The sequence below is a fragment of the Salibacterium lacus genome, assembly GCF_042684865.1.
Lineage (GTDB): Bacteria > Bacillota > Bacilli > Bacillales > Marinococcaceae > Salibacterium > Salibacterium lacus.
On record NZ_JBHUML010000002.1, the window covers coordinates 1845642 to 1870581 of the forward strand.

Genomic DNA, 24940 nt, shown 5'->3' on the forward strand with positions numbered 1-24940 from the left:
GCTTTATTTTCTTACAGGGAGTCCTTTAAAATCATTACCCCTTTTGGCTCAAGCGCATGCGCTCCGGTGACCATTTCTCCTGTGAGCAGATCTTCTGTCTGTCTCTCTCCAATATCAAACGAGGACGTGCGGTCGTTGTGATTCATGAGAAACAGATAGGAACCGCTGTTGCTGCGGCGTTCCGAAGCTTCCACCCCGTCGTCGGCGTATGTCACAAGCGGGGCTATCCCCTGCTTTTCACAAAGGTCGCGGAGAAAATCTTTCAGAAAGTCCCCTTCCGGACTCGACGCAACATAGAAGGCATTTCCGCTGCCGTAGGAGTTCTTCGTGACAACCGGCATGCCCGCGTAAAAGTCGGAACCATACTCCGCCAGCACCTCAGCGCTTTCCGCGTGGATAAGATCAAACAGCAGCCGGCAGTTATATTCTTTCCGCCCGTGCTCCCATGGTTCTTTCATGACAATCTGATTTTTCTTCTCCGGCGGCAGCGCATCGATCTCTTCGGCCCAGATGCCGAGCAGACTTCGTAACTCTCCCGGATAACCTCCAAGGGTGACGAGATCATGCTCATCGACGATACCGCTGAAGAATGTGGTAACAAAAGTACCGCCATTATTCACAAACGTCTTCAGCTTACCCGCGTATCCGCGTTTCACCATGTATAACACAGGCGCAATGACAAGGTCATAGCCGCTCAGGTCCTCTTCCACCCCGATCATGTCCACCTGGATATTCTGCTGGTACAAGGCATCATAATATTTGTGCACTTCCGTCACATAATCAAGCGCCGCGGACGGACCGCTCGACAATTCAACCGCCCACCGGTTTTCCCAGTCAAAAACGATGGCGGCTCTGGCCTGCACCCGGCTGTCCAGCACTTCATCCGACAACACGTCCAACTCTCTGCCAAGCTCCGCGGTTTCCCTGAACACCCTCGTATGTTCATGACCCGCGTGTTCAATAACGGCACCGTGAAATTTTTCCGTGGCCCCGGCGGAACGTCGCAGCTGAAAATACAGAACCGTATCGGCTCCCCGCGCCACCGCCTGATAACTCCACAACCTCATCACGCCCGGCCGTTTCAAAGAGTTGTAAGACTGCCAGTTCTGCTGGCTCGGTGTCTGTTCCATCAGCATAAAGGGCTGCCCGCTTTTCAGCCCGCGCATTAAATCATGCGTCATCGCGGTGTAGCTGATCGGGGTATCCATGGCCGGATAATTGTCCCACGAGACAACATCCATCTCTTTTCCCCATTTGAAATAATCAAGCATCGGGAACGTACCCATGAGATTCGTCGTCACCGGCGTATCGGGGGTGTGTTTTTTGAGCGCGTTGTATTCCAGCTGAAAACACTCCAGCAGGCTGTCCGACATAAACCGACGGTAATCGATGGAGATCCCCTGAAAATCTGTCTCACTCCCTTTGCGCTCCTCACTTAAAGCACTGGGGGCAACGATTTCATCCCAGTCGTAAAACGTATGGCCCCAGAAACGGGTATTCCATACTCTGTTCACTTCATCGAGCGTCTGGTATTTTTCTTTCAGCCACTCCCGGAACGCCGCTTCGCAGTGCCCGCAGTAGCAGTATCCCCCGTATTCATTGGATACGTGCCAGATCAACACCCCTGGATGTTCTTTGTAGCGCGCTGCCAGTTTGTCCGCTATCCTCTCTGAATACTTTCGGTAAGTCGGGCTGTTGGGGCAGGAATTGTGCCTGCCTCCGAACTTCCGCTGCTGCCCGTGGAAATCCACCCGCAGCATATCGGGGTACTTCTTTGCCATCCACGCCGGATGAGCGGCTGTGCTCGTGGCCAGGCACGTATAAATCCCCTGTTCATACAGGCGGTCAATCTGTTCATCGAGCCATTCAAAATGGTACGTGTCTTCATCCGGCTGATTCTGCGCCCAGGAAAACACATTTAATGTCGCCACATCAATGCCGGCGAGCTTAAACATCCGCACGTCTTCATCCCACGTCTCCCTGTCCCACTGCTCCGGATTGTAATCCCCGCCAAACCAAATCTTTGGAAGCTGTTTGTTTATCATATGAAACCCTCTCTTTTTTTCGAGTCTACAATAGATGCTTTTATGTATATGTCCGTCGTTTGATAGAAAACGCTTTCAGAAGTAGTTTAATAGCGATCGCGCTGAAAGTCAATTATTAATTAAATTAATTAATCAGTAAGAAGTGAAAAAGGAAGGCCTCCCCCTCTTAAAATCCTAAGAGGTATGTCCACTATCTTCTCGAAAACAAAGATTAGTGTCTACAAAACAGCGTTGTGGGGACACTACCCTGCTGAAATCATCGATTAGTGGTCACCGACTGACGACAATGGACACTAATTGCTCACTTTAGAAAGATTGTATCCATCAAAACCACCTCCGTGGACACTGGAAATACAAGCTGAATATCCAGTGTCCACTACAGAGTCCTATAAAAAAGCGCGGTGCCTTCAGCAGCAGAAATTCCGCTGAAAACACCGCGCCGCGCCGGATTTTCCGCCCTTCAGGTAACGGTGACTTTGTTTTCCGAAAAGAACGCTTCAACCGAAAATGCCGCGGAACCAAGAGCGCAGGATTCAATGCCGAACTGGGAGAAAGAAACCTCCAGTCCTTCGTAAAAGGGTGGAAGCAGACGCTGTTCCAGCACGTGGTGAATAGGATTCTCGAGCCAGCGCTGGATTTTGGACAGACGGTTGCCGATAATAATCTGTTCCGGGTTGAACGTGTTCACGACATTGGTCAGTCCAATGCCCACATATTCCCCGATGCGGCTGAGCAAGGAAAGGACCTCCCCGTTCCCGGCTTCTGCTTCCTGTATCAACTGGTTCAGGCTCAGCTCTTTCCCTTCCATCGAAGGCAGTTTCGCCGCCTGCTCCAGCAATGTACTCTCCGAACTGTACAATTCCCAGCACCCTTTGTTTCCGCAGCGGCATTTCTTCCCATTCGCATCGATGGAGATATGTCCCATCTCCCCCGACATTCCGCGGGCACCTTTGTATAATTTGTCATCAATAATAATGCCGGTTCCAATACCGATGCCGAGACTGATGTAAACAAAATCGGAACTTTTTCTGCCCGCTCCGTGAATATTTTCACCGTGGGCGCCGGCTTTTGCTTCGTTTTCAATCACCACCGGAAGCTCGAAATACTGCTCCAGATCCTGCTTTACATTCACCTGTTCCCAGTTCAGGTTCGGCGCGAACAGGATGGACCCGTTGTTGTCCGTAATACCCGGCACACCAACGCCTATGCCGACTACTCCGTAGGAACTGGCCGGCTGTTTTTCCATCAATGTGTTGATAATATTCTTAAGCATAGGCAGAACCACTCCGGGAGACGTTTCCTCCAGCGGTTCCTCTATTTTTTCCACCACCTGACCCTGCAGATCCGTCAGTACAGCCAGTATGTAGTTGACTCCGAGATCGATACCTATGGCATAGCCGGCTGTCTGGTTAAAATAAAGCATAACCGGTTTCCGGCCGCCGCTTGAGAGCCCGGTCCCGATTTCAAGCACAAAGTCTTCTTCCATCAACTCGCTCACGAGCCCCGATACTGTTGCCTTGTTCAACCCCGATTCCTTCGAGATCTGTGCCCTGGATATTGGACTCGATGCCTGTATCGTCTGCAGAACAATGGATTTATTAATTTTTTTCACTAACTCCTGATCACCGGTTTTCATCGTAATCCTCCAACGTTTGTTTATTTATTAAACATAATAGCATAAAAATAATCGTATAATAAGTCTACATCTATCTCTTATTCTATCCTAAAAGTCATCATCCTATGTTAGAAAACGCATCTGTTATCACTTTGCACTTTGTTCATCATTTAAACTATCTAAACTTATAGCAAGGGGTGTTAAAATGAAGCTGTTTGCAAAAAGTCTGGGGCTGGTCAGCGCGGTTCTCATGTTCATGGTTTTAGGGGCATGCGGAAGTAACGGTGGCAATACTTCATCTTCTGAAGGAGGAAACAGTGAGGGTGGTTCTGCTGAAGAGATTTTAGTTTGGGATTACTTCACCGGTGTGCAGCAGGAGAAGTTTTATCAGCTGGTAGAAGAGTATAACAATTCTCAGGATGAAGTCGTTATAAAAACAGAATATGTCCCGTTTGACGAAATCAAGAAACAACTGTCTGTCGGTTCTGCCGGAAGTAACCTACCTGATATGGTTTTTATGGACAACGTCGATAATGCGGCTTTTGCTGAACAAGGAATCCTCACAGACCTAACGGAACAGATTGAGAATTGGGAGCAAACAGAACAGTTTCTCGAAGGTCCTTTACATTCTACTACGTATGACGGTAAATATTATGGACTTCCAGTCACAAGTAACACGTTAGGACTTTATTATAATGAAGACATGTTTGAGGAAGCCGGCATTTCCAACCCTCCTGAAACGTGGTCGGATTTGAAAGATACTGCTTCTCAACTGACTCAAGGGGCGGTCCAGGGATTCGGCATGTCAGCAGTAAAATCGGAAGAATCTACCTTCCAATTCTATCCTTTCCTCTTATCCGCAGGAGCTGACTATAAAAGCCTTGGATCAGAGGGAGCCACACAGGCTTTATCCTTGGTAAATGAATTGGTCGATAACGGTTCCATGAGTTCCAGTGTTATTAACGCAACACAGGATGATCTGGCCCGTCAGTTCAGTACAGGTAATCTGGCGATGATGATTAATGGAACGTGGAACATTGAACGAATTAAATCAGAGAATCCTGATTTACATTTCAATATCGCTGAAATTCCAAAAGCTGAAAAGCATGCTTCTACCCTTGGAGGAGCCAATTTAACCAGTGTGTCCGGCGGAAATGTCGAAGCTTCCTGGGATTTTATGAAATGGCTTACATCTCCTGAACAACTTACAGATTATACAGCAGAAACCGGGGTCTTTCCTCCAAGACAGGATATATTGAATGAATCCAATCATTGGAGTGAAGATAAGCATCTTTCCAGCTTCCTTCCAATAATGGAATATGCTCAAGCAAGAGGACCATCTCCTGAATGGCCGAATGTTTCGGAAGCTATACAGTTAACACTGCAGGAATCTTTAACTGATTCAAAATCACCGGAACAAGCTATGAAGGATGCAGCAGAAGAAGTTTCAACTATTTCGGAGTAGACGGGTAGCTCAAAGCTATCTGTCTCCCGTTCCCTTATTACCGTTCGTTCACAAAATGGGTGTGTAAGGAGATATATCATGTTAAAAAAATTACCCAGTCGATGGAATGGATATATGTTTTTATTTCCTGCGGTTATCTATATGCTGGCTCTTATAGGTTATCCTTTACTCTACAATCTGATTTTAAGCTTCCAGAACGTTGACCTGCAGGGATTAAACACAGGTAAATCGAGTCTAGTTGGTTTCGCTAACTACATGAATCTATTTCAAGACAGTGTTTTTTGGATTTCTGTGAAAAATACATTGCTTTACACCGTTGGGAGTGTTGTTTTTCAGTTTGTCATCGGATTTCTGCTGGCTTTGTTTTTCAGTATGAAATTCCGTCTTGCTTCATTTTTGCGGGGGATTATGATGGTGAGCTGGCTCATCCCTCTCACTATCTCCGCTCTCTTATTTCGTTTCATGATGGGGGCTGATGGAGGAATATTTAATCAATTCTTATTATCTATAGGAATAATTGAAAATCCGATTCCATGGCTGACAAGCCCGCAGATGGCTCTATGGAGTGTAGTCCTGGCAAATATATGGGTAGGAATTCCATTCAATATGCTTTTGCTCTCTACGGGATTAAGCAACCTGCCTGAAGATATTTACGAAAGTGCGAGTCTTGATGGAGCCAGTATTATTCAGAAGTTTTTCCGCATTACTGTCCCTTTGCTCCGCCCGGTTATACTGGTCGTCATGATGCTTGGCTTTATTTATACATTTAAGGTATTTGACTTAATTTTTGTGATGACAGGGGGAGGGCCTGTAAATGCTACAGAAGTACTTTCCACCTTGTCCTACCAATACTCTTTCAGCGACTTTGAATTCAGCATGGGAGCTGCAACCGCGAATATTCTCTTTTTAATTCTATTTGTTGTAAGTTTGGTCTACTTAAAAATGATCAAAAATGATGAGGTGATGTAAGCATGAAAAACAGAAAGAAAGAATGGCTGCTGAACATTGCCGGTATTTTGATCGTTTTTATCTTTTTATTTCCTGTGTTCTGGATGATCGTAACATCTCTTAAAACGCAGAATGAGATCTTTCAAGTTCCTCCTGCATTTCTACCGGCAGATTGGCAGTTCAATAGTTATCAGGAAATCTTTCAACGGGGGATTATACGTAATTTTGCCAACAGCCTGTTAATTGCGAGCTCTACAACTCTGATTGTACTGATACTATCCGTACCTTCTGCGTACGGACTTGCCCGCTTTTCGATAAAAGGGAAAGAATTATTTATTCTCTTATTCCTGGTCACACAGATGCTGCCGGCCACGGTTATTTTGACTCCGCTGTTTATTCTGTTTGACCAGTCGGGAATTTTAAACTCTTACATCGGACCGATCCTTGCCTGCGCAACGTTAGGGATTCCATTCTCTGTATTAATTTTACGAACCTTTTTTCTCGGTATCCCAAGAGAATTGGAAGATGCAGCCAGGATTGACGGATGTAATCCTTTGAGTGCGTTCATACGTATTATCATGCCTCTCGCCACCCCCAGTATTATTGTCTGCGGGGCTGTTTCCTTTTTCTTCACATGGGGGGATTTGATCTTCAGTATTACATTTAACCGAAGCCAGGAACTCTGGCCCCTGACTGCAGGTATTTATAACGCTATTGGCCAGTACGGAATCGAATGGAATTTATTAATGGCCTTTGCTGCTATTTCCGCTCTTCCTGTATTAATTATTTTCATAATACTTCAAAAGCGCTTAGTCAAAGGTCTTGCAAGCGGTGCCGTGAAATAACAATTAATTTACAGAGAGGTGAATGGAAAGAATGAAATTTTCAGACGGCAATTGGCTGACACAGCCTGGTTATAAGATTCATACACCGAAACTTGTATATGACGTACAGCGCGGAGATAACAGCATTACCTTCTATGCTCCCTGCAAGTATATCAATCACCGTGGCGACACCCTCGACGGGCCATTATTGACCGTAAAGGTGTCATCTCCCTTAAATAATGTCATCCGGGTGCAGGCTTGGCATTTCAAGGGACAGAAAGAACGAGGGCCCTGGTTTGACTTATCAGAAAATGCATCCGAAGCAATCATTGAAGACAATGAAAGCTTTGCCCTGCTTCAAAGCGGCAGCCTAAAAGCCCGTATTCATAAAGATACATGGAGTGTAGACTTCTTGAATGGTAACAAAAACCTTACAAATAGTTCTCCGAACAGCCTGGCTTATATTACTTCTGAAGATGGCAGCACTTATATGAGAGAACAATTGAATCTTGGGGTAGGTGAAAATATTTATGGATTGGGAGAACGCTTCACTCCTTTTGTGAAAAACGGACAGACCGTAGATATATGGAATAAAGATGGAGGCACCAGCACCGAACAGGCATACAAAAACATACCTTTTTATCTCTCCAATAATGGATATGGTGTTTTTGTGAATCATCCTGAACTTGTTTCTTTTGAAGTTGGTTCTGAGATTGTTTCAAAATCCCAATTCAGTGTGGAAGGTGAAAAGCTGGATTACTATATTATAAACGGACCCACGCCTAAAGACGTACTGAAACATTATACAGACTTAACAGGAAAGCCTGCCCTGCCACCGGCCTGGTCTTTCGGCCTGTGGTTAACAACGTCTTTTACCACGGATTACGATGAGGGGACCGTGAACCATTTTATAGACGAGATGCATAAACGCGATCTCCCGTTAAGCGTTTTTCACTTTGACTGCTTTTGGATGAAGGAGTATGAATGGTGTAATTTCAAATGGAACCGCAGCACATTTCCAGAACCAGAAAAAATGTTAAAACGATTGAAAGACAGGGGGCTGAAAATCTCCGTTTGGATCAATCCATACATTGCTCAGAAATCAGAACTATTTGAAGAGGGAATGAATAATGGTTATTTATTAAAAAGACCGAATGGTGATGTCTGGCAGTGGGATCTGTGGCAGGCGGGACAGGGAATTGTAGATTTTACAAACCCGGATGCCAGAGCATGGTACAGAGAAAAACTCGAGGCACTTATAGATATGGGAGTGGACAGCTTCAAAACAGATTTTGGAGAACGAATACCAACAGATGTTGTCTACTATGATGGGTCCGATCCATATAAAATGCATAATTATTACACCCAAATGTACAACTGGTTGGTTTTCGATCTTCTACGCGGGAAATTAGGTACACATCAAGCAGTCTTATTTGCTAGATCCGCAACGGCCGGCGGACAGCAATTCCCCGTTCACTGGGGAGGAGACTGTTCTGCCAGTTTTGAATCCATGGGGGAAAGTCTCCGGGGAGGCTTATCCCTTACTTCATCCGGATTCGGATATTGGAGTCATGATATCGGCGGCTTTGAAAATACAGCAGCTCCTGACCTTTTTAAAAGGTGGACCGCTTTTGGTTTGTTGTCATCGCACAGTCGTCTGCACGGCAGTTCTTCCTACCGTGTCCCATGGCTTTTTGATGAGGAAGCTGTAGATGTTACCAGATTTTTTATAAAACTAAAACATCGCTTAATGCCTTATATTTTCACGTCCGCCTGCATGACTTCCGAAACTGGTATTCCACTCATGCGTCCCATGATGATGGAATTCCCGGAAGATCCTTCGTGCACCTTTATCGATACACAGTATATGCTGGGGGATTCCATCCTGGCGGGCCCTGTTTTCAATGAAGACGGCATTGCTTCCACTTACCTGCCCAAAGGCACATGGACAAACTTGATAACCAATGAAGAAATCTATGGAGGATCCTGGATCAAGGATGCCTACGATTATTTTCATCTTCCTCTCTTTGTTCGGGAAAATACACTTCTTCATGTCGGAGACAACGAACAGAAGCCGGATTATGACTATGCAGAGGATGTTACGTTTCATCTGTTTGCCCTCGGTAATAACCAGGAAACCGAAACGGATGTTTATAACGTCCACGGAGAAAGAATATTGCATGCTGAGGCAGTACGAACCGGCAATAGCATCACGATTTCCAACGAGATGCTTACAGACTCCAAACCTTGGCACGTGCTTCTCCGCAATATCTATTCGGTCTCTGAAGTTAGAAATGCCCATTTTCATGAGGTGGAAAAAGGTATTCTTCTCACTCCTGAGCCATTAGATAAATCAATAACATTGAAAATCCCTGCTGACCCAGCCCATGTATAATCGAAAGCATTCTTTTCCAGTTTTTTATAGTTTCTGCCGATCCCACTATCAGATCAACAATAAGAATTAGTGTCCGGTAAACAAAACAGCCGGTCATCCCCTGCTGATACAGAAAAGACCCGGGAGTCCAGCATTCCCGGGTCTTTCCCTGTCATTTTTACGTTCGAAATTCTTTCAGTCTATTGTTCAGTTCTTTCGTCTGTTCGTACACTTCCTGGTACAAGCCGTGCAGGGTTCTGTACGTTTCGCGCCTTTCTGCGTCTGGATAAAACACACGGTCTACCTGAAGGAAAACCTCGGAGCATTCCTGCAAACTGGAAAACGCTCCGCTTCCGTAAGCCGCAAGCATGGCTGCTCCTATACCCGGTCCCTGCTCACTGTTCAGTTTGATTACATCGGCATCGAATATATCCGCCTGCATCTGCAGCCAGGTTTCATTCTTCGCGCCTCCTCCAATAGAAACGATAGATGATATCTCCCGGCCGTGATTGCGGATGATGTCCACTGATTCTTTCAGAGAAAACGTGATGCCTTCCATCACAGACCGGACGAAATCCTTTCTGCCATGCGAACTGTCCATTCCGATAAAACTGGCGCGTATATCGGCGTCAGCATGCGGCGTGCGCTCCCCGTCCAGATACGGGGTGAAAAGCAGTCCGACGGCGCCTGGCGGGATCTCCTCCACCCCTTCTACCATTTCATCCATGGACTCTCCGGGTGCAAAAACGTCCTGGAACCAGCGCAGGCTGTTGCCGGCAGATAGTGTTACACCCATGGCATAATACGCATCCGGTGCCGCATGATTAAAGTAATGCACGCTGCCCCCGAAATTTTTTGATCCGTCTTCTTCATGCGACAGTACCACTCCTGACGTGCCGACGCTGCATAACGTTCTACCTTCCTGTAAAATGCCTGAGCCGACAGCACCGCATGCGTTATCGGCGCCGCCTGCGATGACCTGTGTTTCCCGGGACAACTCCGTGCGTTCGGATATTTCCTCTGTCACAGGGCCGACAGGGGCAGTGGATTCGAGCAGCGGCGGGCAGAACGAGGGATCGATTTCAAAGGCTTCACACATGTCCCGGCTCCAGGTACGCTCCACAATATCGAGCAGCAGCGTGCCCGCAGCGTCGGAGTAATCCATATGAATACGCCCGGTTAGTTTGTAACGCACATAATCTTTTGGAAGCAGAAACGTTGCGGCCTGCTCCCATATCTCGGGTTCGTGCTCTTTCACCCACAGCATTTTGGAAAGAGTGACGCCTTCCACCGCAGGGTTTTTTGTAATGTCCAGAAGACGTTCTTTTCCCAGAACGTCTTCTATCTCCCGGCACTGTGCTGTCGTTCTCGTGTCATTCCAGAGAATGGCGTTACGCAGCACATCATTTTGTTTATCGAGTAAAACAAGACTGTGCATCTGCCCCGAAAAACTGAGACCCTTGATACTCGCTGCGTCATGGGGGAATCTCTCTATCAGTTCCTTCAGGGCACGTGTGGTCTGCTCGGCCCATTCCTCCGGATTCTGTTCGCTGAAACCGTTTTGCGGCTGCATGAGGGACAGGGGTTTTGCTACCTCGTCCGACACCTCTCCCTGTTCACTTACCAGCATTGCTTTGACGGCACTTGTTCCAAGATCCACTCCAATGAAATAGTCCATATCTTATGCTCCTTTACCGGGAAAATTCGGTGAGCAGGTATTGATTGAGGATCGATCTGATTTTTTCCAGACGGCCGGATTGATGCTCAATCGAACCTGCATCCAGTATATGTTCCTCCAATTTGTGAATATCGGTACGGTTATTTACAATATCCGCGCCGATGCCTTCGCCGTAGCTGCTGTACCGCTCGGCGGTAATGTCTTCAAGTACGCCATCATCCAGCAGACGGGATGCAACCTTCAATCCGGCAGCATACGTATCCATACCGGAAATGTGGGCGTGGAAGAGATCTTCAGGTTTAAAGGAACCTCTGCGTACTTTCGCGTCAAAGTTCAGGCCGCCTTTACCGAGCCCGCCGTTTTTCAGAATTTCATACATGGCAAGCACCGAGGAATAGAGATCGGCCGGAAACTCATCGGTGTCCCATCCCAGAAGCAAATCTCCCTGATTGGCATCCACGGATCCGAGAATATTATGAATCCGGGCGTAATGCAGCTCATGCTCAAACGTATGACCCGCGAGTGTAGCGTGATTGGCTTCAATGTTGAACTTAAAATGATCGGTCAGCCCGTAATTCTGCAGAAACGCATAGCCCGTTGCTACATCAAAGTCATACAGGTGCTTCATCGGTTCTTTCGGCTTCGGTTCGATCAGAAACTGCCCCTCGTAGCCGATTTCTTCTGCGTAATCCACCACCATATGAAAGAACCGGGCCAGATTATCCAGCTCCTGCTTCATATCTGTGTTCAAAAGCGTTTCGTAACCTTCCCGTCCACCCCAGAACACGTAATTTTCCCCGCCGAGCTCTTTGCCGATTTCAAGCCCCTTTTTCACTTTGGCAGCGGCATACGCAAACACATCCGCGTTATTGGACGTCGCAGCACCGTGAATAAAGCGGGGATGCGTGAAATTGTTCGCCGTGTTCCAAAGCAGCTTCGTGTTACTGTCTTTCATGTACTCTTTGATCATGCCGACAATGGTATCGAGATTCCTGTTTGTTTCTCTTAATGTATTCCCTTCCGGCGCGATATCCACATCATGGAAACAAAAATACGGAACACCGAGTTTTTCAAAAAATTCGAATGCCGCCTCCACGCGCGCTTTGGCCAGGTCCATACCGGTGTATCCGTCCCACGGCCGCTCCATCGTGCCGGCACCAAACGGATCCGACCCATTCTCTACAAATGTATGCCAGTACGCGACGGAAAAACGCAGATGCTCCTCCATCGTCTTTCCCTGTACTTTTTCCTTTGGATTGTAGTATTTAAACGCGAACGGGTTCGTGGACCGCGGCCCTTCATATGCAATCCGGCTGATGTCTTTGAAATATTCCATAAAACAAGTCCTCCTTCACTATTAAAAAACCACTTACAATATATTCTAAATCTCCAAACATACTTTGTATAATAAATAAACAAAGGTAATTTAAATTGATGTTCAACTTTATTATCTGCTTACTATTACGTCCTGTAATCAAAATATCGAAAATCAGCAGCAAGCTTAGTGCCGCTCAAATCCTGGCTGCAAATGCCTGTAAATGTCCCTGTAAATCGAACATCGTCTGCTGTGTCGTCGGATAAATGAGAGATATCCATAGAATCACCGACTGCCTGCCATACCTTACCATCCGCAGAGTAATAGAGCTGCAGCCATTCCTGTTGCAGTACACCCTTTAAATAAACTTCTCCTTCATCCGGAATAGATATTCGTACCGTGGGTTCTTCGTATGCACCAAAAACTGTCCGCAGCATTCCTACACAGCGTCCCTCCTCTTCATCATGACTGACGAAAAGGTATACGTGATCCATTGTATCGTAATAAAAGATAAGGCCGGCCATCTGTTGAAAGGTAACCGGATGGAAATCCACACACGTTTCCACCTCTGTGTCCAGACTATTCAACCTTCTGGCCAGAAGACTCTGTCGGTGCAGCGAGTTTAAAGACTCCCCTCCTTTCAACCGTAAATATCCCTCGCGTTCATTCCATGTTATCCATTCTTCTGTAAATGGACGTCTTAAAGACTTCCAATACTTCTTCAGGTATTCTCCTGTAAAATCATCTTTATTACTTTCTGTCTGCGGATAGAACTCTGGAAGGTCCGGCACTTCAACGAATGTCTGCGGCCGGCTTCCTCCCTCCACCCTGATCCAATCATCTTCTGTCCAGTAACACTTCTGCAGTGCCGTCTCTCTTCCCAGAATACAGCGTCTATTTTTCACGGGACGGCCGCAAAGATGAGCGAGATACCAAGCCCCGTCCTGCGTTTGCACCAAACTGCCGTGTCCTGCTTTTTGAAGGTAGGCATCGGTATCCTTTGATGTTAAAACAGGGTTGGCCGGATCCACTTCGTAAGGACCGAACAAAGAACGGGAACGCGCTACCGTAACAGCATGCTCATATTCAGTGCCGCCCTCAGCTGTAACAAGGTAGTAATACCCGTTTTGTTTATAAATGTGGGGAGCCTCTGTTAACCCAATGGAGGTGCCCGTGAATATGGTTTTAACAGGACCAATCAACCTCTGCTCTGCCCGGGAATACTCCTGTATTACAATACCGGCAAATGAGTGGTTGGCCGCGCGGTAATCCCACAACATGTTAAGAAGCCATTTTGTACCATCCTCTTCGTGATACAATGAAGGATCAAACCCGCTGCTGTTCAGGTATACCGGGTCAGACCACGGGCCTTTGATATCAGCTGCCGTAACAAGGTAATTGTGGGAATCCTTATAAGCTCCATGCTTGCTTTTCATATCTGTGTAAATTAAATAATATAACCCGTCGGAATAACTGAGACATGGCGCCCACACTCCCCCTGAATCACAGTTTCCAATCATGTCCAGCTGTGAGCGTCTGTTCAATGGGGAAGGAAGCATCTCCCAATGGCGCAGATCTCTGGAGTGGTACAGTTCCACCCCTGGAAACCACTCAAAGGTGGAAGTTGCAATGTAATAGTCATCTCCCACTCTCAGAATGGAAGGATCCGGGTGGAAACCCGTTAGAATTGGATTTTCAATTGTTCTCATATGCGTCCACCTTTCTTCATTTATCCTTTTACAGATCCGGCCGCGAGACCTTTTATGATTTTTTCCTGAGCCACAAAATAAACAAGCAGCAATGGAATGCTTGCCATCGACAGTGCCGCCATCAGACCTGGGATATTGACCGAGAATTCTCCATAAAACTCTCTCAGTCCTATCGGCAGCGTAGCTGCTTCATCCGAGTTTGTCAGCACAAGCGCAAAAATAAACTCATTCCAGATATGAATAAAGTTGTAAATAGCTACAGTTGATGTTGCCGGTACGAGCAGAGGAAACAATATTCTCCAGAACAATTGAAAATGCCCGCACCCATCAATTTTGGCCGACTCTTCCAGTTCCTTTGGAAGATCAGACATGAACTGAGTGTAAATGACTACGGAAATCGGCAGGGCAAACGCAATGTACGGACCTATCAATCCCCATAGCGTGTCGTACAAACCGAGGTTCTGGGTTAACAGAAATATCGGAATAAGGGTCGTATGAATAGGAATCATCATACCGACCATAAACAAGAGCAGCAGCGGACGATTTAACTTAAATTTCATTCTGGACAGCGGATAGCTTGCCATTGCTGAAAAGATAATGACGAGCACCACCGAAATCACAGAAACAAACAAGCTGTTCCCGAAATATTGAAAGAAGTTTGTCTCAAACAGGGCCGTGTAGTTATCCAGTGAGAAATTCTGAGGCAGTGCCCAGGGAGCTGCACTGAATTCCCCTTGTTCCTTGAAAGAAGTATTCAGCATAATGAAAAACGGAAGACCGGTGAACAATAGAATCAAAATCGCAACAACGTAGAGCGGAATATGTTTTAACTTTTTCAGCATATTAGTAATCCGCCTTTCGTTTATTGTCCAATGTGATAATGATGACAGTTACAATGAAAGCTATAATAAACATCATGGAAGATATCGTACTTCCATACCCCATATTGAAATTGGTGAAGGTCTGATCATACATATAAGTGGCCATCAGATCTGTTGCGTTATTCGGCCCGCCTCCGGTCATAATGTAAATGAGATCAAAGTATTTAAGCGCTCCGATAATAGACAATATGGCGGAGGTAACAATAATAGGTTTTAACAGCGGCAGTGTGATGCTTGAAAACCGCTTCCAGCCGGTAGCTCCATCAATATCAGCGGCTTCATATAATTCTTCGGGAATCCCCACAATGGCAGCCCGGAAGAGAATCATATAAAAAGGAGCAAACTGCCAGCATATCGTTACAATAACAGCCCATATTGCTGTGTTCTCATTTCCCAGCCAGCCCCTCTGCAGCGATTCCAGACCTACGGATCCAAGCACTTGGTTGACCAAACCGAAATTGGCATCATAAATGTAAATGAAAAGAATACCGATTGCCACCGTCGACATAAGAAACGGCATAAAATAGACCGTTCGGAATAATCTCATTCCCTTCACGGGACTGAAAAGAAGCAGCGCCATAACCAATCCGAGAGGAATTTGAGTGAACAATGACGCGGCAATTAAAAGGGTATTATTTTTCAAAGACTGCCAGAATGTCATATCTCTAAATAACTCTATATAATTCTGGAGGCCGATAAATTCCAGATCGGCATCAATGCCTGTCCAGTCGAATGTACTGTAGTAAAACGTCATGCCTATCGCATAAATAACATACATCCCGTAGATGATAAGCGCCGGAGCCATGAAACCTATAATGACCCAGGTCTTTTTCCTTTTTTGTTTTTTTCTAAAAGCTGCTGAACCGGCATACACCTGCTGAGACTGTGTGTGTTCAGACAAAAGAAGTTCCCCCCTTATGTAAGGGCTGCATCAGGATGCAGCGATATTTCCCGATGCAGCATTATGGTTATTCCAGTACTTCCTGCGCTGCCTGCTCGACTTCCTGCGCTGCTTCTTCCGGTGTGATGGAGTCTCCAAACAGTCCTTGAGTTGTGTCTAAGTGTACCTGCGCCACCTCAGGCGGCAGGGTCTGATCATAGAACGTCTGAAGATAGTTTGCTTCATTCAGCGTGTTGTTCAGTCTTTCAATGTAACCATCTTCATATTCCACACCCTGAACGGCTGAAATGTTTCCGCTTCGATCAGCCAGTCCCTGCGCAGTCTCCTGACTGCTCAATTCTTTCAACAGTTCAAGAGCAAGATCAGGGTGCTCCGTCTGGGAAGAAATAGAAAAGGCAGGACTAACCCCTCCAACTGCGTGATTTTGACTTCCTTGTCCTCCCTCTACTTCAGGAAAAAGAAAATAGTCTAATTTTTCTTCAAACTCAGGCATTTCTTTTCTCACATTATTTAACATCGCGCCGCTGTTCATGATTTCCATCGCCGCGTCTCCGGAATACATCAGCTGTCTCGATTGGCCGTTATCATAATTCATCCCATTGACTCCATCCGGGAAGGCTCCCATATCAACCAGTTCCTGAATTTTCTGTCCCCCTTCAATATAAGCTTCATCATCAAACGTCCGGCCGGTGCGGTTATAGGCTTCATTAAATAAATCAGGCCCGCCTATTCTTTCTGCCAGATACATCATATAAAAGGCTCCGGGCCACTGCGGCTGATTGGCCAGCGCAAATGGAATGATGTCGTTGGATCTCAGCGTTTCTACTATTCCAAGAAGATCATCATACGTCGCCGGAACTTCAAGGTCGTACTCCTCAAAGATAGCTGTGTTATACCAGACCGGCGTCAGTTCCATACCGACCGGTACTCCATAAATTTCATCATTAAAGGTAACCGTATCCAGTCCTGTCTGCAGGTAATTATCCGTGTTTATATCCTCTGTGATATTCATCACCTGATCCGAATCTACAAAGTTTTTCAGCCATCCACCTCCCCAGGAGTGGAAAATATCGGGTGGAGAGTCCCCGCCCATCGACGTGATAATCTGTTCCTTATATGGATCGTTCTGATATTGATTCAGCTCGACGGTGACACCATCATGTTCTTGTTCAAACCGTTGAGCCGCTTCCTGAAGCACCTGTTCTGCCTCCCCTGTTTCAATATGCCACAGAGATAAAACAGTGTCTTCAGAACTTCCCCCCGAGTCTGATCCTCCGTCCGGCGTCTCCGCATTCTCTGACGAAGGCTGGCATCCCGCAGCAAGAACCATCAACGAACAAAAGAAAACAACAGCTTGTTTTTTCAATCGAATAACCTCCCTTTTCTTTTTGATACCGCTTACAAAGCACATCAAAAAAACCCCTTATCTCTTTATCCCCCCTTCTCAGAAAAATCAACTAAGTTTGTTCATCGGATAAACTTAGTTTGGTTATTATTTATAGTAACTTATGAAATATCGAATGACAAGCGTTTTTTTAAATTTCTGCATTTTTCTCCGCACCCTGTGATCTTTCAAAAAATTAACTTTCTATTTATACCATCTTAATATTTATCCTTCACAATAGTACATGCGGTTTTTCATTTATTTGGAAAAATAAATGGATGCAGGATCTAATACCGGCCTAGAGGAGGAGAAAAACTTTATGCCCAAATCTACAAATGTATGCCAGTACGCGACGGAAAAACGCAGATGCTCCTCCATCGTCTTTCCCTGTACTTTTTCCTTTGGATTGTAATACTTAAACGCAAAAGGATTAGTAGACTTCGGTCCTTCATATGAAATCCGGCTGATGTCTTTGAAATATTCCATAAAACAAGTCCTCCTTCACTATTAAAAAACCGCTTACATCACGGCTGTTGATTATCCAAATATAGGAAGCGTTTCGTTGGACTCCGCCCTTCTTGCCCGCTTTCCGCAGGCGTCGCCTCAGCTACCGGGAAAATCACCCGGTGATCTTCGGCTGACGCTTCTCCCGCTGGAGTCGGGCAAACGGCTCCGTCCAACGAAAAAGAAGGGGGAATACATGCTTTGATCACAGATCCCCCCTCCTCATAGAATCCTTTCCCATTCCTTTATATAGTAAATCAACAGGCGTGCGCTTACATAGTATTTTACTCTTCGTTGCTTTATTTATATATCGAATAAACTAAGTCTATGTACAATAGTTACAACCTTCCCCGTCCGCTGCCGGAAAGTACTGCACCTCAAAAGTCCGTCTGAAACCAAACTTTCGGAGTGCTTCCAATCCTGCGGATATTTTTCTTAGGTGGCTCTTAAAACGCGCTTTTTCATGTCAGTAGGAATGCCGGTCCTCTTCTGTACCGTCTTTTTTGTAGATGACTGCTTCTGTTCCTTTGTTACCGGCAATGTCTTTTGCTTCCTGCACCGCGTCGGACTTTCGTTCAAATACTTCAGCCGGTTTTTCAGCACCATTTGCCTGTACTGCCCATCCGTCTTCGTGAGGGACAACCATTTCCGCCCGGTCAAGAAGTTCCGGCCGGTTTTTGTACTGTTTGTCTTCCTCGTCCCGGTTGGTCGGATCCGCCTCTTTCATAAAATCATCTATTTCACCCGCGGAAGCATTGTCATACCACTCTTTAGCCTGTTCGGTAGCAATCGGTATCGCAGTTCCTTCCTCGTATCCTTCATCGATCATGGCATTCGCAATATCAATCGCTTTTTTACGTTCCGGCTTATCCAGGTTTTTCAGCGACGAAGGGTAATCATTCATGGTCCAGGGCATAAGGATTCCTCCTTTTTCCTTGTTTTTATAAATATATATTACCAGTTCTCCCTTTTCTCAAACCTTGTTATCCATACCGGCCGGATCATACTGATACTTTTCCATCTTTTCCAGTATCTTATTAAAAATTTACTTTCTATTTCCATCTCCTTGATATTTATCCTTCACAACAGTATGTGCAGTTTTTCATTTATTTGGAAAAATAACAGGATACAGGATCTAATACCGACCTCGAGTAGGAGAAAGCCTTCATGCTCAAAAAACGATAGAATAACTTGAACATCGGTAAAAAGTTCGGAACAGCTTTAACAGTGACCATTGTACTGTTCACTATTTCTACAATTATCGTTTCCTTTCAGCTGACGCAGGTTCAGAGTAATATGAGCGCCGCGGAGACGCAGGCGGAACATTCTATTGTCATATCAACGCTGCTGGGCGTTTTGATTGTACTGCTGGTGAACCGGAATTAATTTGATGCAATCAATGAATCCATTGACTCCATGCAGCACCGCATCCAAACGGTTAGTTCCAATTTAACCAGCATCGCCGCCCACAGCGCCAAAGTCAGCGAATCCGGCGAAGAGATTACCGCCACCTCGGAAGAAACAACCGCCGGCATTGAGCAGGTATCAGGCACTGCCGAGCAGCAGAACTCAGCTATGCAGGAAGTCGCCGGAAACGCCGAATCCCTCTCCCAAATGTCGGAAGAGCTGAACAGCTTAACGAAGAAATTCCGGCTCTAACACACTGGACACCACTGGCACAGCATGATCCGCTCCCGTTTACCCCAGCAGATAAACGGGAGCTTTTTTCGAAAACATTGTTTGTTTTGTAAAAAATATTTTTTCAAAACTTATCACTGCTTTTCACTGAAGCTCACTGAGATTCACTGAGCATTCTCATGATCTATGACTGCCTGTCATCAACGTTGGAGGAAAATACCGGCTGTGATACGATGTTTCCCAGTTGATCAGAAAAAAGCGCTCCCCGCGGCGGGAGAAACTCGAGGAGGAGATTCGCTATGTTAATTGATACCGATGTACACGAACGCGTCATGTACGACGAACTGCTTCCTTACCTGGAGCAGCCTTGGAAAAGATATATTGAAGACTGCCACTGGATACAGGAAAAACATATGCCTTACACACAGCCTGCAGTAGCCGGGGTGGACCGCGCTGATGCCCGCATCCCGGACGGCCGCCCGGCGGGAACGGACCTTTCGTTCATGCAGCAGCAGCTGCTGGATGCCAACAATCACGAAAAAGCGATACTCACCGGCGCTCTCGACCCTTCCCCGTCTTCCATGCACGGCTGGTATGAAATGGCGACGGCTCTTGCCACGGCGTATAATAACTGGCAGATTGACAAATGGCTGGATCAGGACGAACGCCTTTACGGGTCCATTCATATTGCGGCTCAGGAACCCTGGAACGCGGTGAAAGAAATAGAACGTGTCGGCTCCCACCCTAAAATGGTACAGGTGCTGCTTCCAATCGACGATAAGCTGTGGGGCGATCCGTACTACCATCCGATTTTTGAAGCGGCCCAGAGGCATAACCTGGCAATCGGCATGCATCACAACGAGCCGCCGGTTTATTACGGACAGTGGCCGAAATACTTTATCGAGTGGCACACCCTGATCCCGACGTCCCACATGAATGTCATCACAAACATGATTTTTAACGGCGTATTCGATAAATTCCCGGACCTGAAGCTGATTATGATTGAAGGCGGCTTCACGTATGTTCCTTTTCTCTTGAATAAAATGGATCAGCAGTATACCGATCTCCGTCATGAGGTGCCGTGGGTGAAGCGGATGCCAAGCGATATTGTGCGGGAAAACATGCTGTTTACCACGCAGCCGCTTGAGAGCATGAAGAAGAAAGAACTCACGCAGATTATCGATCAGCTCGGGTCGGATGAGATTATTTCGTTTTCGACCGATTATCCGCACTGGGATTTCGATTCGCCGGATGCAGCGCTTCCGCCGAATCTGGATGACGATCTAAAAAAGAAACTTTACACCGAAAACGCACGTAACTTTTATCCCAAATTTTAAGAACCAGGAGGTGCTGTTCATGGAACAAACGGTCTGCCATATAGAAGACCTGCAGCCCGGAGAAATGATGGAAAGCACACTCGGCAAGCACTCCATCGTTGTCTGCCGGGCTTCTGACGGACACTACTATGCTTTTTTGAACCGCTGCATTCATCAGGGCGCCCCGCTTTCCAAAGGAAAACTGTGCGGAGCCCCCGCCCCTACCGATAACGTCGGGGAATATAATTTCGAAAAAGACGGAGATATCCTCCGCTGCCCGTGGCACGGCCGGGAATTTGATGTAAAAAATGAAGGCCGTATGCTCGTTAACGAAAAGTATAAAGTAAAAAATTTCGGCGTATCAGTCGAAAATAATTACGTAATTGTTTACAATTGAGAGTGGGTGATGTTAAATGATCAATGAAGAAGAGCTTTACGATATAGCAATCATCGGCGCTGGCCCGACCGGTCTGTTTGCTGCATTTTACGCAGGCATGCGGGGAATGAGTGTCAAGTTGATCGACAGTCTGCCGCAGGTAGGCGGACAGTTGTCCACTCTCTACCCGGAAAAATATATCTACGATGTTGCCGGCTTTCCGGGAGTGAAAGCGCAGAAACTCGTGGATGACCTGGCCGAACAGGCTTATGCCTTTGATCCGACCGTGGTTCTCGAAGAAACCGTCCAGGAAATTGATAAAGACGCCGACGGACGCTTCGAGCTTTCCACCAATGAGAAAACGCATTACGCCAGAACAGTCGTTGTCACAGGCGGCATTGGTGCGTTCGAACCACGCCGTCTGAAGATGGAGGAAGCGCGGGAATTCGAAGGGAAAAACCTTCATTACTTCATCGATGACCTACAGGCGTTCTCCGGCCATAACGTCCTTATCTCCGGTGGCGGGGATTCCGCGCTGGACTGGGCTCTGATGCTGGAGCCGATCGCGAAAAACGTAACGATTGTTCACCGGCGCGAGAAATTCCGCGCCCATGAACACAGCGTCGAACAGCTTTTCCAGTCCGGCATGAGTGTAAAAACACCGACCGAAATCTCGAAGTTTGAAAGCCAGGACGGCAAAATCAAGAAAGCTGTTCTGAAAAACATTCAAAGCGAAGAAGAAGAAGGACTCGATGTCGATTCTGTTATCGTCAACCACGGTTTCATTTCTTCCATCGGGCCGATCAAAGAATGGGGTCTTGATCTGGAGAAGAACTCCATCGTCGTGAACTCCCGGATGGAAACGAACATCGAGGGACTGTACGCAGCCGGTGACATCTGCACGTACGACGGAAAAGTGAAACTGATCGCTACCGGATTTGGTGAGGCGCCGATTGCCGTGAATAACGCCAAGCACCTCATCGACCCGAAAGCCAAAGTACAGCCGCAGCACAGCACAAGTTTGTTTTCGTAAGATCCTGTAATGCAAACCCGCGCCGGATTCCGGCAGCGGGTTTCTTTTTTTATGCCGGGATCCGGGACTGGTCACAGCGGAGGTTTTAGACCGCAGCCAGGCTCCGTGGACACTAAACCACGGGGCAGCACACGTAGTATCCACAAAGGGACGTTCGGGGGACAACTACGACTACCGCCAACGACTGCCAGTGTCCTTTGATTTTTGCCGGTGGACACTGACTCCTGATTTTAGAGTCAAGCCCTTAATCTTGTGTAAAATACCATCTACCGTTTTTAACGGGCGCTTCATTTTGGGGTGATTTTGATGGGAGGGAGGGGAAGGGCCTTAAGGCCCTTCCCCTCCCTCCCATCTCGCTCGCCGCGTCGCGGGGGTCAGAGTGTGTCGACCAGTCGCCGTTTTTTATGATAAACCTCTGCGTAATCCATTAATACAGCGCCCAATAAGCGATACGCTGATTGACTGTTGGGAAAAATGCGGATGACCCTTTCGCGGCGGCGGAGTTCCTGATTCAATCGTTCCAGCGAATTGGTGCTTCGAATATAGACATGAAACTTCAGTGGCTCGTTCATATACTGAATCGCATCGTCAAACCCATCTTCCAGTTTATTAATTACAGTTTGAAGTTTGGGGTGATCGTTATACCGTTTCACGAAGTCTTCTTTGAGCTGCCGGGCTTTCTCCGGTGTATCCACATCAAAGATGTGTTTGAGTTCATTTTTTATTTCCCCTATATCTTTCTTCGGCATACCCTGAATAAGATTCTTTTTAAAGTGGACCGTACAGCGTTGCCAGGAGGTTCCGATGAATTCCTTCTGAACCGCTTTTTTTAATCCGGCATGGGCATCGGATATGATAAGGCGTGGAGTCTGCAGTCCCCGCCCTTTCAACTCCTCGAAGAACTCTTTCCAAGCTTCATAACTCTCTTCGTGGCTCACCTTCATCCCCAGGATATCCCGCTTGCCCTTTTCGTGGATAGCGGTAGCGATGTAGACCGCTTTGGACACCACCTTACGGTGCTCCCGTACCTTAATATACATGGCATCCACGAAAATGTAAGGGTAGTATTCGGTGTTTAAGGGACGATTCGTCCACTGTTGTACAATGGGATCCAGTTTAGCTGTCAGGGTGGATACAAACGATTTCGATACGGTTTCGCCACACATCTGGCGCACCACAGTGTCCACATTCCGCGTGGAGACCCCTTGAACGACCATCTCCAGCATCGTCAGGGTGAAAGCCTGATCACAGCGTTTATATTTCTCAAAAACGTCTGTGGAAAAATCTCCATTCCGTGTGCGCGGTACTTTGAGCTGCAGGGAGCCGATATGGGTCACCAGTTCCCGTTCATAGTAACCGTTTCGGAAATCCAGTCGTTGATCCGATCGTTCATAAGGAGAGACATTTAAGTGCTCATCACGCTCCTTTTCCATATACTCATTCAAAACAAGAACGATCATAGCTTTGTAAACCGATAACAAATCAGAATTCACAACATAGTCTTTTAGCTCGTCCAGATTTAGGTTAAGCTGTAATTGGGACATATTCCATTTCTCCTTTACAATTTTTTGGTGTTAAAAACATTGTAGACGAAATGGAAATGTCCCATTCTTTTTACACAATTATATGGACTTAATCGATTTTAGCGGCTTAGTGTCCACGAAACGATAGTCCATGGATACTACGCCCTTATTTATTTATGGCAGTGACCCGTCCGGATCGCCAACAGCCGAAGCCGTCACATTCTCTTCTATAGAAAAAGAAGCTGTACCTTTTGATACAACTCTCTTCATTACTTAAAATTTGTCTCAGATTCTATTTCATCAAACGTTTGTTTAATACTGCTTTCTCTTTATTCTTCAGATGACGAATCGGGTGTTCCCGGTGTACGCCGTCTCCGTCGAATCACAAAAAAGCCTGCCGCCCCCACCAAAATCACAATGAGTACTGCTGCCACAATAATACCGGCACTGGCCTGTCCCCCGCAGAATGTGCGGCGAGGCCGGCGTCCGCACGTGACGTACTTTCACAGGATAATGCACGAAATCCTGTAAAATACCTCAGGCATCTTGTCCAACGACGTTTAAGGGAATCCGGAACCCTCTAAAGTGCCTTGGGAATCATTCCTAATAACGTTTACGGGGGCATCCAACCCCCTAAAGTGCCTCCGACGACTTGCTTAACGACGTTTGAGAAGCTGCGGGATACCCTGAAGTGCCTTGGAGACTATTTCTCTCCCTTTTCACGCAGCGGTGCACCCCAAAACGAAGCATGCCGAACGATTCCAGAAAATCGTTCGGCATTTTTCTACATTATAAAGGTTTTGTCCCAGACTCTTTTTTCTTTCTTATTTCAACTGCTTCACAAATTCGCGCATGATGGCGGGAAGGTCCGGCCAGGCGTGCCCGGAAACAAGGTTGCCGTCCACATAGTCCATTTCATCCACGTATTCCGCCCCGATGCTTTCCACTTCCGGCTTGCACGCAGAATACGCGGTCAATTTCCGCCCTTTCACTGTTTCGGCAATCGGTGTGAGGACAAGGCTGCCGTGGCACATGATGGCAATCGGCTTGTTCTCATCAAAAAAATGGATAACGATATCAAGCAGTTCCTGATGCATGCGGATGTGTTCCGGAGCCCGTCCACCCGGGATAATCAGCCCGTCGTAGTCAGCCGCTTGAACATCAGCAAATGTCTTGTTTGCGTCGATGCCGTACCCGCGCTTTTCGGTGTACGTCTCCCAGTCTTCGAAATCGTGAATCACCGTGTTCAGTTTCTTCTGATGAGGTGCTGCGATGTCCGTTTCAAATCCTTCTTCCAGACAGCGGAAATACGGATAATACACTTCCAGCGCCTCCACTGCGTCTCCGGTCACAATAAGAATTTTTTTCGATGAAGCCATAGAATCCCTCCTTTTTCCATCATTATATCATG

At 46.6% G+C, this 24940-nt stretch carries 20 protein-coding genes and 1 pseudogene; 9 read left to right on the forward strand and 12 right to left on the reverse strand.

What is annotated here, in order from left to right:
- Positions 1-11: 11 nt before the first annotated feature.
- Together ACFSUB_RS10255 and ACFSUB_RS10260 are read right to left on the reverse strand one after the other, a co-directional pair.
- The gene (locus ACFSUB_RS10255) at positions 12-2045 is read right to left on the reverse strand and encodes a beta-galactosidase (RefSeq protein WP_380713079.1); all 2034 of its coding nucleotides are present in this window, start codon (positions 2043-2045) and stop codon (positions 12-14) included.
- A gap of 460 nt (positions 2046-2505) precedes the next feature.
- Positions 2506-3681, reverse strand: a complete 1176-nt coding sequence (locus ACFSUB_RS10260; RefSeq protein ID WP_380713080.1) for an ROK family transcriptional regulator — start codon at positions 3679-3681, stop codon at positions 2506-2508.
- A 184-nt stretch (positions 3682-3865) separates the two neighbouring features.
- On the opposite strand from ACFSUB_RS10260, the gene ACFSUB_RS10265 reads away from it, so the two are divergent.
- From ACFSUB_RS10265 to yicI, 4 genes are all read left to right on the forward strand, one after another.
- Entirely contained in the window at positions 3866-5125 is a 1260-nt protein-coding gene (locus ACFSUB_RS10265; protein WP_380713081.1) for an ABC transporter substrate-binding protein, read from the forward strand.
- A 78-nt stretch (positions 5126-5203) separates the two neighbouring features.
- Positions 5204-6094 (forward strand): carbohydrate ABC transporter permease, encoded by an 891-nt coding sequence (locus ACFSUB_RS10270; RefSeq protein ID WP_380713082.1) that lies wholly within the window; start codon positions 5204-5206, stop codon positions 6092-6094.
- Positions 6095-6096: 2 nt separating this feature from the next.
- Positions 6097-6918 carry a carbohydrate ABC transporter permease gene (locus tag ACFSUB_RS10275; protein WP_380713083.1) on the forward strand — a complete coding sequence of 274 codons (822 nt, stop codon included), beginning with the start codon at positions 6097-6099 and terminating at the stop codon, positions 6916-6918.
- Between the two features lie 31 nt (positions 6919-6949).
- Positions 6950-9292 carry an alpha-xylosidase gene (yicI, locus tag ACFSUB_RS10280; protein WP_380713084.1) on the forward strand — a complete coding sequence of 781 codons (2343 nt, stop codon included), beginning with the start codon at positions 6950-6952 and terminating at the stop codon, positions 9290-9292.
- Positions 9293-9449: 157 nt separating this feature from the next.
- On the opposite strand, the gene xylB is transcribed toward yicI, so the two are convergent.
- From xylB to ACFSUB_RS10320, 8 genes and pseudogenes are all read right to left on the reverse strand, one after another.
- On the reverse strand, positions 9450-10949 hold the full coding sequence (gene xylB / locus ACFSUB_RS10285; RefSeq protein ID WP_380713085.1) for a xylulokinase: 1500 nt from the start codon (positions 10947-10949) through the stop codon (positions 9450-9452).
- A 13-nt stretch (positions 10950-10962) separates the two neighbouring features.
- On the reverse strand, positions 10963-12285 hold the full coding sequence (xylA, locus tag ACFSUB_RS10290) for a xylose isomerase (protein ID WP_380713086.1): 1323 nt from the start codon (positions 12283-12285) through the stop codon (positions 10963-10965).
- Between the two features lie 125 nt (positions 12286-12410).
- Complete coding sequence (locus ACFSUB_RS10295) at positions 12411-13973, reverse strand: glycoside hydrolase family 43 protein (RefSeq protein ID WP_380713087.1); 1563 nt, start codon at positions 13971-13973, stop codon at positions 12411-12413.
- 20 nt (positions 13974-13993) lie between these two features.
- Positions 13994-14815 carry a carbohydrate ABC transporter permease gene (locus tag ACFSUB_RS10300; protein ID WP_380713088.1) on the reverse strand — a complete coding sequence of 274 codons (822 nt, stop codon included), beginning with the start codon at positions 14813-14815 and terminating at the stop codon, positions 13994-13996.
- Position 14816: 1 nt separating this feature from the next.
- Positions 14817-15755, reverse strand: a complete 939-nt coding sequence (locus ACFSUB_RS10305; RefSeq protein WP_380713089.1) for a carbohydrate ABC transporter permease — start codon at positions 15753-15755, stop codon at positions 14817-14819.
- Between the two features lie 67 nt (positions 15756-15822).
- A complete protein-coding gene (locus ACFSUB_RS10310; protein WP_380713090.1) occupies positions 15823-17121 on the reverse strand; it encodes an extracellular solute-binding protein in 1299 nt (432 codons plus the stop codon).
- 339 nt (positions 17122-17460) lie between these two features.
- Positions 17461-17625: pseudogene (locus tag ACFSUB_RS10315) on the reverse strand (xylose isomerase); the annotation flags it as partial.
- A 484-nt stretch (positions 17626-18109) separates the two neighbouring features.
- On the reverse strand, positions 18110-18559 hold the full coding sequence (locus ACFSUB_RS10320) for a DUF2188 domain-containing protein (protein ID WP_380713091.1): 450 nt from the start codon (positions 18557-18559) through the stop codon (positions 18110-18112).
- A gap of 275 nt (positions 18560-18834) precedes the next feature.
- Here ACFSUB_RS10320 and ACFSUB_RS10325 point away from each other — a divergent pair, with 275 nt between their 5' ends.
- From ACFSUB_RS10325 to ACFSUB_RS10345, 5 genes are all read left to right on the forward strand, one after another.
- The gene (locus ACFSUB_RS10325; protein ID WP_380713092.1) at positions 18835-19029 is read left to right on the forward strand and encodes a hypothetical protein; all 195 of its coding nucleotides are present in this window, start codon (positions 18835-18837) and stop codon (positions 19027-19029) included.
- A 30-nt stretch (positions 19030-19059) separates the two neighbouring features.
- A complete protein-coding gene (locus tag ACFSUB_RS10330) occupies positions 19060-19302 on the forward strand; it encodes a hypothetical protein (protein ID WP_380713093.1) in 243 nt (80 codons plus the stop codon).
- A 278-nt stretch (positions 19303-19580) separates the two neighbouring features.
- Positions 19581-20618, forward strand: coding sequence for an amidohydrolase family protein (locus ACFSUB_RS10335; RefSeq protein WP_380713094.1), 1038 nt, complete (start codon positions 19581-19583; stop codon positions 20616-20618).
- A gap of 19 nt (positions 20619-20637) precedes the next feature.
- On the forward strand, positions 20638-20994 hold the full coding sequence (locus ACFSUB_RS10340) for a Rieske (2Fe-2S) protein (RefSeq protein ID WP_380713095.1): 357 nt from the start codon (positions 20638-20640) through the stop codon (positions 20992-20994).
- A gap of 16 nt (positions 20995-21010) precedes the next feature.
- The gene (locus tag ACFSUB_RS10345; protein ID WP_380713096.1) at positions 21011-22006 is read left to right on the forward strand and encodes an NAD(P)/FAD-dependent oxidoreductase; all 996 of its coding nucleotides are present in this window, start codon (positions 21011-21013) and stop codon (positions 22004-22006) included.
- Positions 22007-22380: 374 nt separating this feature from the next.
- Here the strand turns inward: ACFSUB_RS10345 and ACFSUB_RS10350 are convergent, their stop codons facing one another.
- Both ACFSUB_RS10350 and ACFSUB_RS10355 read right to left on the reverse strand, forming a co-directional pair.
- Positions 22381-23550 carry an IS256 family transposase gene (locus tag ACFSUB_RS10350; protein ID WP_380713097.1) on the reverse strand — a complete coding sequence of 390 codons (1170 nt, stop codon included), beginning with the start codon at positions 23548-23550 and terminating at the stop codon, positions 22381-22383.
- Between the two features lie 803 nt (positions 23551-24353).
- Entirely contained in the window at positions 24354-24908 is a 555-nt protein-coding gene (locus tag ACFSUB_RS10355) for a DJ-1/PfpI family protein (RefSeq protein WP_380713098.1), read from the reverse strand.
- Positions 24909-24940 lie beyond the last annotated feature (32 nt).

Coding starts and splice junctions, on each gene's coding strand:
- ACFSUB_RS10255 (WP_380713079.1), bottom strand. CDS start 2,045: ATGATAAACAAACAGCTTCCAAAGATTTGGTTTGGCGGGGATTACAAT.
- ACFSUB_RS10260 (WP_380713080.1), bottom strand. CDS start 3,681: ATGAAAACCGGTGATCAGGAGTTAGTGAAAAAAATTAATAAATCCATT.
- ACFSUB_RS10265 (WP_380713081.1), top strand. CDS start 3,866: ATGAAGCTGTTTGCAAAAAGTCTGGGGCTGGTCAGCGCGGTTCTCATG.
- ACFSUB_RS10270 (WP_380713082.1), top strand. CDS start 5,204: ATGTTAAAAAAATTACCCAGTCGATGGAATGGATATATGTTTTTATTT.
- ACFSUB_RS10275 (WP_380713083.1), top strand. CDS start 6,097: ATGAAAAACAGAAAGAAAGAATGGCTGCTGAACATTGCCGGTATTTTG.
- yicI (WP_380713084.1), top strand. CDS start 6,950: ATGAAATTTTCAGACGGCAATTGGCTGACACAGCCTGGTTATAAGATT.
- xylB (WP_380713085.1), bottom strand. CDS start 10,949: ATGGACTATTTCATTGGAGTGGATCTTGGAACAAGTGCCGTCAAAGCA.
- xylA (WP_380713086.1), bottom strand. CDS start 12,285: ATGGAATATTTCAAAGACATCAGCCGGATTGCATATGAAGGGCCGCGG.
- ACFSUB_RS10295 (WP_380713087.1), bottom strand. CDS start 13,973: ATGAGAACAATTGAAAATCCAATTCTAACGGGTTTCCACCCGGATCCT.
- ACFSUB_RS10300 (WP_380713088.1), bottom strand. CDS start 14,815: ATGCTGAAAAAGTTAAAACATATTCCGCTCTACGTTGTTGCGATTTTG.
- ACFSUB_RS10320 (WP_380713091.1), bottom strand. CDS start 18,559: ATGCCCTGGACCATGAATGATTACCCTTCGTCGCTGAAAAACCTGGAT.
- ACFSUB_RS10330 (WP_380713093.1), top strand. CDS start 19,060: ATGCAGCACCGCATCCAAACGGTTAGTTCCAATTTAACCAGCATCGCC.
- ACFSUB_RS10335 (WP_380713094.1), top strand. CDS start 19,581: ATGTTAATTGATACCGATGTACACGAACGCGTCATGTACGACGAACTG.
- ACFSUB_RS10340 (WP_380713095.1), top strand. CDS start 20,638: ATGGAACAAACGGTCTGCCATATAGAAGACCTGCAGCCCGGAGAAATG.
- ACFSUB_RS10345 (WP_380713096.1), top strand. CDS start 21,011: ATGATCAATGAAGAAGAGCTTTACGATATAGCAATCATCGGCGCTGGC.
- ACFSUB_RS10350 (WP_380713097.1), bottom strand. CDS start 23,550: ATGTCCCAATTACAGCTTAACCTAAATCTGGACGAGCTAAAAGACTAT.
- ACFSUB_RS10355 (WP_380713098.1), bottom strand. CDS start 24,908: ATGGCTTCATCGAAAAAAATTCTTATTGTGACCGGAGACGCAGTGGAG.